Below are 12,392 nucleotides of genomic sequence, written 5' to 3'. Positions count from 1 at the left end.
CATCAGCATCGCCAGGATGTTCTTCCGGCGCAGCAGGCCGCCATAATAAAGGGCAAGGCCGGGCACCGTCATCATCAGCACCAGGACCGAGGACGTCAGCATCCAGGCCGTGTCCCCCGAATCCAGCTTCGGCGCCGTATCCGCGAAGGCCGCGGCGTTCCAGCCCATGATCCCGAGGAAAGTGCCCATGCTCCCTATGAGCAATCGTCTCTTCATTCGCCGATGTCCTTCCTGCTCTGCGATGTGCGTTATAGCGATGCAGGCAAGAATGCACGGACTGTGCCAACACCCGAAAGCGCGAATAATCGGCATGTTTAATCATGACCGGATGGATCAGTTTTCAAATGATGCAATTTTTGCCTAAAATTTCATCGTATTGAGAACCAGCCTCGGTCATGACCCAACACGCCGGCAGGCCAGCGCGGGCATGGCTTGCAGGATTCCCCGCAGATGCGACATTTCGGCCATCACAGGAGGCCGGACATGACGAACGACACAGCGGATGTCGCAATCATCGGGGCGGGGCCGGTCGGGGCGGCGCTTGCACTGCGCCTCGCTGCCGGCGGGCAGCGGGTCGTGCTCGTCGACCGGGCGGCGCTGCCGCCGATGGAACATCCGGATTTCGATGGCCGCGCCTATGCCATCGCCTACGGCTCCCGCGACCTGCTCGACCGTGCCGGGCTATGGGACCGCTTGCCCTTTCCGCCCTGCCCGATCGAACGCATCCGCGTCTCGGACGGCAAGCCGGGCCGCCCGCCCTCGCCGCTGTTTCTCGATTTCGATCATCGCGATGTCGGCGACGAGCCGTTCGGCTGGATTGTCGAAGCCCGCTCGCTGCGCATGGCGATCAACCGCGCCCTCGCCGACTCGGCGGTGATCCTGCACGCCCCGGCCACCGCGCGCGTCACCCGCGATGCCGATGGCGCCACGGTCGCGATCGCCGACGGGCCGAGCTATCGCGTGAACCTGGTGGTCGCCGCCGACGGTCGGGGCAGCACGCTGCGCGCCGAGGCCGGCATCGCCGTCACCCGCTATCCCTATCGTCAGAGCGCCGTGGTCTGTGCCGTGGAACACGAACGGCCGCACCACAACGTGGCGCTCGAGCACTTCCTGCCGGGCGGGCCCTTCGCGCAACTGCCGATGAGCGATGCCGATGGCGCCCACCTGTCCGCCATCGTCTTCACCGAAAGCCACGCCAATGCCGCACGCCTCGCGGCAATGGACGATCCGCGATTCACCATCGAGGTCGCGCGGCGGCTCGGCGCGCATCTCGGCCGCATCCGGCTGGTGGGGCGGCGCTGGACCTATCCGCTCTCGGCGCTGCACGCCCACCGCTATCATGCGACCCGGCTGGTTCTCGTCGGCGATTCCGCGCACGGCGTGCACCCGATCGCCGGCCAGGGGCTCAATCTCGGCCTGCAGGACGGCATCGCGCTGGCCGAGCTGATCGACGCGGCCGCCGATCCGGGCAGCCCGGACCTGCTGGCGCGCTATCAGCGCATCCGCCGGCCGGCCAACATCGCCATGCTCGCCGCGACCGACGCACTCGACCGCCTGTTTTCGACCGACCTGCCGCCGGTGCGCCTCGCGCGCGATATCGGGCTCGCCGCGGTGAACCGGATGCCCCGGCTCAAGCGCCGCTTCATGCGGACGGCGATGGGCCTGCGCGCATAGGGCCGCGCCGCAGCCCGGCAAGCCGCGATTCGATGCGCTTGCGGGTGCGGGTGATCAGCGCGACGCCGGCCAGCCGCCGGTCGAGGAACGCCCTGGTGTCCTCCCCATTCTCCGAGGCATCGCGCAGCCAGTAGAGCAGCGTCGTCGAATAGACCGCGGCAAGGATCGCCCGCTTCGTATACCAGGAGAAATCGGCGGAGCGGTCGCCCGCCGCATGCCAGATCGCATCCACCGTGCGGCCGGTGATCCGCGCCGCCAGCGCCGCGTTGCGCGGCAGGGCGAGAATGGCGAGGGCGCGGCGGATCGCCTCGCGATGCGGCGCCACGCGATCGAGCCGGAGCAGGATGAGCGCCCGCACCCGCGCCGCAAGCCGGGTTTCGGCAATCGTGCCGGCCGCATCCTCCATGTCCCGGTCGACGAGCGCGGTCCAGGCCTCGATCATCGCCGGCGCGCCGCCCTCGAACAGCAGTTCCGCCTCGTCGGGATCGCGGCCGAGCCGCGCCAGCGCCCGCCGCAGGGCGGTGCGCGTCCAGCCATCGAACGGCACCTCCTCGACCAGGGCGCGCAGAAGCGCATCGTCATCCGCGCGGACCTCGTCCTCGCCGGTCATCGCCGTCTCGTTCATCACAACTCTCCTGCGGCGCGCGCGATCTCGTCGCGGAACCGCGCCACTTCCTCGTTGAATCCCATCAGCCGCGGGTCGCGCAGGCGCTGCGGATAGAGAATGCCGTCCAGATGATCGGCCTCGTGCTGGATCACGCGGGCGTGAAACCCCGCGGCCTCCCGGCTGAACGGCGCGCCGGTCGCGTCCATGGCGCGCAGTGTCAGTCTGGCGGCGCGGGGCACCAGCGCGCTCATGCCGGGAATCGACAGGCACCCTTCCCAGTCCTCGACCGGTTCTCCGGGATGCAGGACGAGTTCCGGATTGATCACCGCCGAAAGACCGCGCGGGCCATCATGCTCGCCGCCGCCGGCGCGGCTCTCCGGCACCCGATAGATGAAGAGCCGCAGCGGCACATGCACCTGTGGCGCCGCAAGGCCGACGCCTCCGGCATCCGCCAGCGTCTCGGCCATGTCGTGCAACAGGCGGGCAATCTCCGGCGCGGCCGGATCCGCGACCGGCTCGGCCTTCGCGAACAGCACGGGATGGCCCAGCCGGGCCAGTTTCAGAAGCGCCATGCCCGACACATGGCGCAATTCCGCCGGATCGCAAAGCGGGATTGCGCTTGCCAGCCCCGACAAGACTGTTGGCAAGCGCGAGGATTTTGCTATAAGGCGAGGGAATGACGGGGCAATCCCGGCATGGGCGACGGCTGCGCCGGAAATGGTGCGGCTTTTTGGCGTTCATCTGCTAGACTAAACGCAAACCGTTCAACCGTTCTGGAGTATCTGGCCAAGTGCAAGTTCTCGTTCGTGACAACAATGTCGATCAGGCGCTGAAGGCGCTCAAGAAGAAGCTTCAGCGTGAAGGCGTGTTCCGCGAGATGAAGTTGCGCCGGCACTACGAAAAGCCCTCCGAGCGCCGTGCCCGCGAGGCGGCCGAAGCCGTTCGCCGCGCCCGCAAGATGGAGCGCAAGCGGATCGAGCGCGAAGGGTTCTGATCGCTCCACGTGAGCGCGACGAGTCGGGGCGCGGCCTTTACGGGCACGCGCCCTTTGTCGTTTCAGCGCCGGTCCAGCGAGAAGCGCCCCGGCCCGGCGGAGGCCAGCAGCAGCAGGCCGCCACAGATCGCCAAATCCAGAAAGAACTGGATTTCCGCCGCCGCCGCGGCCTGGCCCTGCATCAGCCAGAAGCGGTGCGCCAGCCAGTTGGCGGCAATGGTGAACAGAATCAGCACGATCGCGGCCGGACGGGTCCGCAGCCCGAGCATCACGAGGCCGCCGGCCCCGAGTTCGCAGACCACGGCGATCACCGCGCCGAGCGTCGGCGCCGGGGCGTCGAGATGGGTGAGCAGATGCACGATTCCAGGCCAGTGCACGACCTTGCTCCACCCCGCCTGCACGTAGAGTAGCGCCAGCGCCAGCCTGCCGGCGAGCATTCCCAGATCCGATATGCCGCGCTGCATGGTTTTCTTTCGACCCAGACCCTGTAAGTTGTGATTTCTAGATTATCATTGCCGTGGGCACGTCGCCCCGCCGCTTGTTAAACGGAACGCCACCATGACCGCCAGCCCCGTCGTCGATTTCGAAGGCCTTGCCGCGACCGAGACCTCCGCCGACCCTTTCCCGCATCTCGTGATGCGCGGCTTCGTCCGGCCGGAACGCCTGACCAGCGTGGTCGCCGACCTGCCGCCGCTGGGCGCGCGGGGCAGCTTTCCGATCGAATCCGTCAGGCTCGGACCGAACGCCGCACAGCTGATGGACGAGATGAAGGGCGAGCGGATGCGGCAGATCATCGCCGGCAAATTCGGCCTCGACCTCGACGGCGCGCCGGTGATGCTGACGCTCCGCGGCCGCACCGATGCGCGCGACGGCAAGATCCATTGCGATTCGATCGCCAAGCGGGTGACCATCCTGCTCTATCTCAACCCGGCCAGCGAGGCCTGGGCGCGGCAGGATGGATGCCTGCGGCTGCTGCGCGGGCCGGACGATCTCGAGGATTACGCGGTCGAGGTGCCGCCGGTCGACGGCACGCTGCTCGTCTTCCCGAACGGCCCGACCACCTGGCACGGCCACCGCACCTATGTCGGCAAGCGCTACACGGTGCAGATGAACTACATGACGACCGATGCCAAGGCACGCTACGAAATGCGCCGGCATCGCGTTTCGGCGCTGGTCAAGCGCCTCCTGCCAGCCGCCTGAAAGGCTGCGGCCCCGCCGCCGCATCGCACCCATGACCCCAGACACGAAGACAACGACGGCCACCGCCGCCGCCGACAGCCCCTTTCGGAACCTGCTGCTCTTTGCCGGCATCCTGCTCATCGCCGTGAACCTGCGCGCGGCGCTGGCCTCGGTCTCGCCGCTGCTCACCCCGATCGGCGCGGCCCTCGGCCTCGGGCCGCTCGGGCTCACCGTGCTCGCCACCATCCCCGTCGTCTGCTTCGCTGCACTCGCGCCGGTCAGCATCATGCTGCAGCGGCGGATCGGGCTGGAAGCGGCGATGATGACGGTGCTGGTGCTGCTCGCCGCCGGCCTGCTGATCCGCGTGCTCGGGGGAGCGGCCGCGCTGTTCGCCGGCACGGTGATGGGCGGGGCGGCGATCGCGATGGGCAACGTGCTGCTGCCGGGGCTGGTCAAGCGCGATTTTCCCACCCGCGTCGGCCTCGTCACCGGCTGCTACACCACGGTGATGACGACGATCGCCTCGGTCGCCGCGGCGGTCAGCGTGCCGGTTGCCGATGCCACTCCCTTCGCCTGGCGCGGCGCGCTGGGGCTGTGGGCGGTGCCGGCGATCGTCGCGGCGGCGGTCTGGGCGCCGCAGCTCGCCCATGGCGCCCACCGGCTGAGCCACACGCCGACGTCAGGCGCGTTCCGCAAGCTGGCACGCAGCCCGCTGGCCTGGGCGGTGACGATGTTCATGGGCCTGCAGTCGCTCGGCTTCTACTCGATCCTGTCCTGGCTGCCGGCCATCCTGCACGCCCACGGAATCAACCCGACGATGGCCGGGATCATGCTCTCGACGACGACCCTCGTCGCCATTCCGGCGGCGCTGGTCACGCCGAGCCTCGCCACCCGCAGCCGCGACCAGCGGCTGCTGCTTGCGAGTCTGCTCGCCATCGTCAGTGTCGGCTATGTCGGGCTGATGCTGGCGCCGGCCGCCGCCCCCTGGGTGTGGGTGGTGTTCATCGGCATCGGCCAGGGCGCGTGCTTTCCCCTGGCGCTGACGCTGATGGTGCTGCGCACCGGCGGCCCGGCCGAGGCCATGGCGCTGTCGGCGTTCTCGCAGATGGTGGGCTATGCGGTGTCGATCGCGGGGCCGCTCGGGCTTGGGGTGATCCACACGCTCAGCGGCCACTGGTGGCCGTCGGTCGCGTTCCTGGTGATCCTGCAGGCGCCCACGCTCGGCTTCGGCCTCGCGGCCGCGCGGCCGCGCACGATCCGGTTCTGACCTCCCAGATCTGACCCTGCGGCCGAACGGCGAAACGGCCCCCGCGCGATCGCACGGGGGCCGTTCCTGTCCTCGGTCCGCAACGCGCATCCGGCCAGGTGCTGCCACCTGACCGGGGATTGCCCGTGCGTTACTCGGCGGCGTCTTCGCGCCGGCCACCCTTGGCGCCGACCTGGTCGGAGATGTCGGCACCGGTCGCCTGATCGACCACCCGCATCGACAGCTTCACCTTGCCGCGATCGTCGAGCCCGATCATCTTCACCTTCACGGTATCGCCGACCTTCACCACATCGCCGGTGCGGGCGACGCGGCCCTGCGCCAGCTCGCTGATATGGACCAGGCCGTCACGCGCGCCGAAGAAGTTCACGAACGCGCCGAAATCGGCGATCTTGACGACCTTGCCGGTGTAGATCTGGCCGACTTCCGGCTCGGAGGTCAGCGAGCGGATGCGGTCGATCGCCTTTTGCGCCTGCTCGTCCGAGGTGGCCGCGATCTTGATCGTGCCATCGTCCTCGATGTCGATCTTGCAGCCCGAATACTCGACGATCTCGCGGATCACCTTGCCGCCGGTGCCGATCACGTCGCGGATCTTGTCCTTCGGCACGTTGATCACGGTGATGCGCGGCGCGTTGGCGGACACGCCCTCGCGCGCGCCGGTCAGCGCCTTGGACATCTCGCCAAGGATGTGCAGGCGCCCGTCCTTCGCCTGATCCAGCGCGATCTTCATGATCTCGGGCGTGATCGAGGTGATCTTGATGTCCATCTGCAGGCTGGTGACGCCCGCCTCGGTGCCGGCCACCTTGAAGTCCATGTCGCCGAGATGGTCCTCATCGCCCAGGATGTCGGAGAGCACGGCGAAGCCCTTGTCCTCCTTGATCAGGCCCATGGCGATGCCAGCCACAGGGCGCGGCAGCGGCACGCCGGCATCCATCAGCGCGAGCGAGGTGCCGCACACCGTCGCCATCGAGGAGGAGCCGTTGCTCTCGGTGATCTCGGAGACGACGCGCAGCGTGTAGGGGAACTTGTCCTTGCCCGGCAGCAGCGGGTGGATGGCGCGCCAGGCGAGCTTGCCGTGGCCCACTTCGCGGCGGCCGGGGCTGCCGACGCGGCCGGTCTCGCCCACCGAGAAGGGCGGGAAGTTGTAGTGCAGCAGGAAGCGCTCGCGGTATTCGCCCTCGATCGCATCGACGATCTGCTCGTCCTGCGCGGTGCCGAGGGTCGCGACCACGAGGGCCTGCGTCTCGCCGCGGGTGAACAGGGCGGAGCCGTGGGTGCGCGGCAGCACGCCGACCTCGGCGAGGATCGGGCGGACGGTGCGGGTGTCGCGCCCGTCGATGCGGATGCCGTTGTCGAGGATCGCGTTGCGGACGATGTCGGCCTCGAGCTCCTTGAACATGCCCTTGGCCTTCTCGACCGACCGCTCCTCGGCGGCGAGCGTCTCCAGCACCGCGGCCTTCACCGCGCCGATCTTCTCGTGGCGGGCGGTCTTCTCGCGCTCGGCATAGGCGGCGCGCAGGCCCTCGCGGGCGAGTTCGTCGACGCGGGCGGCGAGCGCCTTCTCCTCGTCGCTCTCCTCGACCAGCGGCCAGGGGTCCTTCGCGGCATGCTCGGCGAGCTCGATGATCGCCTGGATCACCGGCTGGAACGCCGCATGGCCGAAGGTGACGGCGCCGAGCATGGTTTCTTCCGACAGCTCGTGCGCCTCGGACTCGACCATCAGCACGCCCTCTTCCGTGCCGGCGAGCACGAGGTCGAGCCGGCTTTCGGCAATCTGCGCGGAGGTCGGGTTCAGGATGTATTCACCGTCGATATAGCCGATGCGGGCGGCGCCAACCGGGCCGAAGAACGGAATGCCGGAGAGGGTCAGCGCGGCCGAGGCGGCGACGAGCGAGACGATGTCCGGCTCGTTCTCGAGGTCGTGGCTGAGCACGTTGACGATGACCTGCACCTCGTTGCGGAACCCGTGCGGGAAGAGCGGGCGGATCGGCCGGTCGATCAGGCGGGAGGTCAGCGTCTCACGCTCGGTCGGGCGGCCTTCGCGCTTGAAGAAACCGCCGGGAATCCGGCCGGCGGCGTAGAATTTCTCCTGGTAGTTCACGGTGAGCGGGAAGAAATCCTGCCCCGGCTTCACCGAGCGGGCGCCGACCACGGTGGCGAGCACCACGGTGTCGCCATAGGAGGCGACGACGGCGCCATCGGCCTGGCGGGCAACCTTGCCGGTTTCGAGGATGAGCTTGCGCCCGCCCCAGTCGAGTTCCTTGCGGAAATACTTGTCAAACATCATTCGGTCCTTGCAACAACAGGACCGGGACGGCCACATCATCGGCGGCGCGGTGCGGGACGCGGCGTCTCGGGCGGCATGGGTCGGGCTGTGGGCGATGTCTCGTCACAGCCACGGGCCATGTGGCCGGAAACGCCGAAGAGACCCCGGCGTTGCGCGCAACCGAACGATCTGAGCCGTTCCGATCACGACCGGGAGACGATCTCCCGGCTGAAGATGCGCCAGCGGCGCACAGCGGTCTTATAGTCCAAATGCCGCCGCTCCGCTACTGCGGGGGCACGGAGGAGATCTGCATGACCGAAACACCCCCGATTCTCGAACGCCACGGCGCCATCGCCCGGCTGCGGCTGAACCGCCCCGCCCTGCGCAACCGGCTCGGCGCGGACGATCTTGCCGTCCTGCTCGGCCATTGCGCCACGCTCGCGGCGGACGATTCGGTCCGCGTCGTCGTGTTCGAGGCCGCCGGACCGGTCTTCAGCGCCGGCTTCGATCTCGATGCGCTCTCGCGCGGCGACACCGGCGATGCCGAGGACGGGCCGGGCGGCATCGGCCGCGTGGGCACGGCGCTCGCCGCCCTGCCCCAGCCGGTCATCGCCCGGCTGCACGGCAATCTCTATGGCGGCGCGGTCGATCTCGCCCTCGCCTGCGATTTCCGCATCGGTGTGACCGGCATGGAACTGCTGATGCCGGCGGCGCGGATCGGCCTGCATTATTACCGCTCGGGGCTCGCCCGCGCGGTCGAGCGGATCGGGCCGGACGCGACACGCCTGCTCTTCGTCTCGGCGCAGACGATCGATGCGGCAACCCTGCTGCGGATCGGCTACCTGACCCAGCTGGCAGCCGCGGACGGGCTGGATGCGGCGGTCGACGCCCTCGCCGCCCGGCTGGAAGCCAATGCGCCCCTCGCCGTGCGCGGCATGAAGGCGGCGATCGCCAGGCTCGCAGCCGGCACGCTGGATGGCGAATCGTTCGCCGCCGGCCTCGACGCCGCGCACCGCGACCCGGTCTTCATCGAGGCCATGGGGGCGCTGCGGGCGAAGAAGCGCGGCGGCTGAGCTTCAGGCGCGGAGGTTGAAGGCCGCCAGCGCCGCGAGGTCGCGGTCGCCCCAGCCTTCGCGCACGGCGTCATGCGCCGCGCGGCGGACCGATTCGACCAGTTTCAGGTTGAAGCCGGCGGCATCGCCCGCCTCGTCCATCAGGCGGAGATCCTTCTCGACCGCCTCGAGCGAGAAGCCGACCGACTCGCTGCGCGTGCCGCCCATCTCGGTGATGATCGCGGCGCTGCGGGTGGCAAAGGCAGGTGCGCCGCCGGAACTCTTGCCGATGATGCCGAGCAGCCGTTCCGGCGAAATCCCGTAATCGCGGGTGATCAACGCGGCCTCGCCCAGCGCCTGGAACGCGGCCAGCAACGGCAGGTTGACCGCGAGCTTCATCGCCGCCGCGGCCTGCGGCGTGTCGAACCGCTCCATCCGGTCGCACAACTCGTCGAGAACCGGCTTCGCGGCGTCGATCGTCGCGGCGTCGCCGCCGGCAAGGCCGAGCAGCTTGCCCGACCGCGCCGGGCCGACCGTGCCGCCCACGGGGCAGGCCACGAAACGCCCGCCATGCGCGGTGACCGCCTCGGCATTGGCCTGCATGTCGGCGGGCTTCAGCGTGCTCATGTCGATCACGAGGGCCTGCTGCAGATTGGCGCTCAGCAGCCCGCCCTCGCCATGATAGGCCGCGCGCGAGGCCGTCTCGTCCAGCAGCATCACGATAACGTAATCGGCCGACATGGCCACCTCCGCCGGCGACGCCTTGGCCGCGAGCCCCTGGATCGCTTCGGCCCGCGCCGCCGTCCGGTTCCAGCCGCAGACCTGATGGCCGCGCTCGATCAACCGCGCCGCCATCGCAGCACCCATCCGGCCAAGACCGATCACGCCAATCTTCAGACTCATACCCGTGCTCCTGTTCGAAATAGGTTCGGAACCGCATATGGGCGGCTGGGCACCATGAAAAAAGCCGGAGGCGACCGCCTCCGGCTTTTTCCGTCAACCCGCGGCCCTGCCGGCCGGGCCGTTCAGCCCGGCGCCGGCAGCGGCCCGAGCCCGCCGGATTTCGGCACTTCCGGCTTCTGCGCGGTGGGCACGGAGGCGCGGCGGCTGTCCGGGGCCGGCTCGTCCACCACCTGACGGACCACCGGCTCGCCGCGCAGCACGATCTGGATCTCGTCGCCGTTGAGCGTCTCGTATTCCAGCAGCCCCTTGGCCAGGCGGTGCAGGTCGTCGAGACGCTCGGTCAGGATCCGCCGCGCCTCGGAGTAGGCGTGGTCGATGACCAGCTTGATCTCGCGGTCGATCTCCTGCGCGGTCGCCTCCGACACGTTCTTGTGCTGGGTCACCGAATGGCCGAGGAACAGCTCCTGGCCGTTGTCGCCATAGGCGATCATGCCCAGCTTGTCGCTCATGCCCCATTCGGTGATCATCCGGCGGGTAATGTCGGTCGCCTGCTTGATGTCGCCCGACGCGCCGTTGGACACGTTGTCCGGCCCGAAGATGATCTCCTCGGCGGCGCGCCCGCCCATCGCCTTGACCAGTTCGGAGAGCAGCTTGGCCTTGCTCATCGAGTAGCGGTCGCCTTCCGGCAGACTCATCACCATGCCGAGCGCGCGGCCGCGCGGAATGATCGTCGCCTTGTGCACGGGGTCGCAGTGCTTCTGCGAGATCGAGCAGAGCGCGTGGCCGGCCTCGTGATAGGCCGTCATCTTCTTCTCGTCCTCGCTCATCACCATCGAGCGCCGCTCGGCGCCCATCATGACCTTGTCCTTGGCGTATTCGAACTCGGCCATGGCGACGACGCGCTTGCCCATGCGGGCGGCGAGCAGTGCGGCCTCGTTCACCAGGTTGGCGAGATCGGCGCCGGAGAAGCCGGGCGTGCCGCGGGCAATCACCTTGGGATCGACATCGGCGGCCAGCGGCACCTTGCGCATGTGGACCTTCAGGATGCGCTCACGGCCGTTCACGTCCGGGTTCGGCACCACCACCTGGCGGTCGAACCGGCCCGGGCGCAGCAGCGCCGGGTCGAGCACGTCGGGCCGGTTGGTGGCGGCGATGAGGATGACGCCCTCGTTGCTCTCGAACCCGTCCATCTCGACGAGCATCTGGTTCAGCGTCTGCTCACGCTCATCGTTGCCGCCGCCAAGCCCGGCGCCGCGATGGCGGCCGACGGCGTCGATCTCGTCGATGAAGATGATGCAGGGGGCGTTCTTCTTGCCCTGCTCGAACATGTCGCGCACGCGGCTCGCGCCGACGCCGACGAACATCTCGACGAAATCGGAGCCCGAGATGGTGAAGAACGGCACGTTGGCCTCGCCGGCGATGGCGCGGGCGAGCAGCGTCTTGCCGGTGCCGGGCGGGCCGACCAGCAGCACCCCTTTCGGAATCTTGCCACCCAATCGCTGGAATTTCTGCGGGTCGCGCAGGAAGTCGACGATTTCCTGCAACTCGCCCTTGGCTTCCTCGATGCCGGCGACGTCCTCGAACGTCACCCTCCCCTGCTTCTCGGTCAGCAGGCGCGCGCGCGACTTGCCGAAGCCCATGGCGCGGCCGCCGCCCCCCTGCATCTGGCGCATGAAGTAGATCCATACGCCCACCAGCAGGATCATCGGCGCCCACGACACGAGATAGTGCAGCAGCGGGTTCTCCGGCGGGTTCAGCGGCTTGGCGACGACGCTGACCTTCTTCGAGATCAACGTGTTGACCAGGCCCGGATCATCCGGCGCATAGGTTTCGAAAGTGGACCCCGATTTGAGGGCGCCCGTGATGTCATGTCCGCGGATGGTGACGTGATCGACCTTGCCCGCGTTGACCTCCGACACGAATGTCGAATAGGCGACCTGGGTGCCGTGGTTGCTCTCTGCGGTCGTGGGCTGGAACATGTTGAACAGCAGCACGAAGAACAGTGCGATGATCACCCATACCAGCAGATTGCGCCCCAGATTGTTCATCAAGCTTCATCCAGTCCTGTTCGCCCCGGCACGCAAGACCGGGGGGCCGGCGGAAACCGGCCGAAATTTCAGGCCAACCTTTACCGCCGTCCATTCTGGCACGGCGGCGGACAGTTCGCCACTCCTAATCGGAAATGGGTATGCCCCCGAATTTTCCTATCCTGCCGGTGAGCGCCACGTGCAGATCTGTCAGCCACAGGGCACCGGCTCGAACGGGGCGGCCGCGGCCGGCCCCTGCGGCGCGAACACGACCGCCGATGCCGGGCCGCCCGCCAGATGCGGCACGGACAGCACGCCATCCCCGCCGAAGAAGGCCGGCAGCGTGCGCCGCAGCGCGGCGGGAAGGCCCGACCGGCGCCCGATTTCCGCGGCCGAATCACCCAGCGCGCCGATCGTGCGCGCGCC

Annotated in this window: 11 protein-coding genes and 2 pseudogenes; 5 read left to right on the top strand and 8 right to left on the bottom strand. The window is 68.6% G+C overall.

Translation table 11 applies throughout. The annotated features are described in order from the left end of the window. Window positions 1-216: pseudogene (locus APM_RS01360) on the bottom strand (ammonia channel protein); the annotation flags it as partial. Between the two features lie 267 nt (window positions 217-483). Between APM_RS01360 and APM_RS01355 the strand changes: the two are divergent. Further along, window positions 484-1,674 carry a UbiH/UbiF/VisC/COQ6 family ubiquinone biosynthesis hydroxylase gene (locus APM_RS01355; protein ID WP_039887474.1) on the top strand — a complete coding sequence of 397 codons (1,191 nt, stop codon included), beginning with the start codon at window positions 484-486 and terminating at the stop codon, window positions 1,672-1,674. Here the strand turns inward: APM_RS01355 and APM_RS01350 are convergent. Together APM_RS01350 and def are read right to left on the bottom strand one after the other, a co-directional pair. After that, complete coding sequence (locus APM_RS01350) at window positions 1,643-2,299, bottom strand: COQ9 family protein (RefSeq protein WP_039887472.1); 657 nt, start codon at window positions 2,297-2,299, stop codon at window positions 1,643-1,645. The genes APM_RS01355 and APM_RS01350 overlap by 32 nt on opposite strands. Then, window positions 2,299-2,853 carry a peptide deformylase gene (gene def, locus APM_RS01345; RefSeq protein WP_013639424.1) on the bottom strand — a complete coding sequence of 185 codons (555 nt, stop codon included), beginning with the start codon at window positions 2,851-2,853 and terminating at the stop codon, window positions 2,299-2,301. Before def ends, APM_RS01350 begins: the two co-directional genes overlap by 1 nt. 218 nt (window positions 2,854-3,071) lie before the next feature. Here def and rpsU point away from each other — a divergent pair, with 218 nt between their 5' ends. Then, the gene (gene rpsU / locus APM_RS01340) at window positions 3,072-3,275 is read left to right on the top strand and encodes a 30S ribosomal protein S21 (protein WP_007421557.1); all 204 of its coding nucleotides are present in this window, start codon (window positions 3,072-3,074) and stop codon (window positions 3,273-3,275) included. Window positions 3,276-3,337: 62 nt separating this feature from the next. Here rpsU and APM_RS01335 read toward each other — a convergent pair whose 3' ends face one another. Then, window positions 3,338-3,712, bottom strand: coding sequence for a DoxX family protein (locus APM_RS01335; protein WP_013639423.1), 375 nt, complete (start codon window positions 3,710-3,712; stop codon window positions 3,338-3,340). 121 nt (window positions 3,713-3,833) lie between these two features. Here APM_RS01335 and APM_RS01330 point away from each other — a divergent pair, with 121 nt between their 5' ends. Both APM_RS01330 and APM_RS01325 read left to right on the top strand, forming a co-directional pair. Next, a complete protein-coding gene (locus APM_RS01330; protein WP_007421555.1) occupies window positions 3,834-4,475 on the top strand; it encodes a 2OG-Fe(II) oxygenase in 642 nt (213 codons plus the stop codon). Window positions 4,476-4,506: 31 nt separating this feature from the next. Then, window positions 4,507-5,721, top strand: a complete 1,215-nt coding sequence (locus tag APM_RS01325) for an MFS transporter (protein WP_007421554.1) — start codon at window positions 4,507-4,509, stop codon at window positions 5,719-5,721. Between the two features lie 130 nt (window positions 5,722-5,851). Here the strand turns inward: APM_RS01325 and pnp are convergent, their stop codons facing one another. Then, entirely contained in the window at window positions 5,852-8,002 is a 2,151-nt protein-coding gene (gene pnp, locus APM_RS01320; RefSeq protein WP_007421553.1) for a polyribonucleotide nucleotidyltransferase, read from the bottom strand. Window positions 8,003-8,295: 293 nt separating this feature from the next. Here pnp and APM_RS01315 point away from each other — a divergent pair, with 293 nt between their 5' ends. Further along, a complete protein-coding gene (locus APM_RS01315; protein WP_007421552.1) occupies window positions 8,296-9,057 on the top strand; it encodes an enoyl-CoA hydratase/isomerase family protein in 762 nt (253 codons plus the stop codon). A 3-nt stretch (window positions 9,058-9,060) separates the two neighbouring features. Here APM_RS01315 and APM_RS01310 read toward each other — a convergent pair whose 3' ends face one another. From APM_RS01310 to APM_RS01300, 3 genes and pseudogenes are all read right to left on the bottom strand, one after another. After that, window positions 9,061-9,939, bottom strand: a complete 879-nt coding sequence (locus APM_RS01310; RefSeq protein WP_007421551.1) for an NAD(P)-dependent oxidoreductase — start codon at window positions 9,937-9,939, stop codon at window positions 9,061-9,063. Window positions 9,940-10,061: 122 nt separating this feature from the next. Beyond that, on the bottom strand, window positions 10,062-11,987 hold the full coding sequence (ftsH, locus tag APM_RS01305; protein ID WP_007421550.1) for an ATP-dependent zinc metalloprotease FtsH: 1,926 nt from the start codon (window positions 11,985-11,987) through the stop codon (window positions 10,062-10,064). A gap of 189 nt (window positions 11,988-12,176) precedes the next feature. After that, window positions 12,177-12,392, bottom strand: a pseudogene (locus APM_RS01300) (tRNA lysidine(34) synthetase TilS); the annotation flags it as partial.

Origin of the sequence: Acidiphilium sp. PM, from assembly GCF_000219295.1 — a bacterium.
Taxonomy (GTDB): domain Bacteria; phylum Pseudomonadota; class Alphaproteobacteria; order Acetobacterales; family Acetobacteraceae; genus Acidiphilium; species Acidiphilium multivorum.
This window is presented reverse-complemented; position numbering and strand designations above follow the sequence as displayed.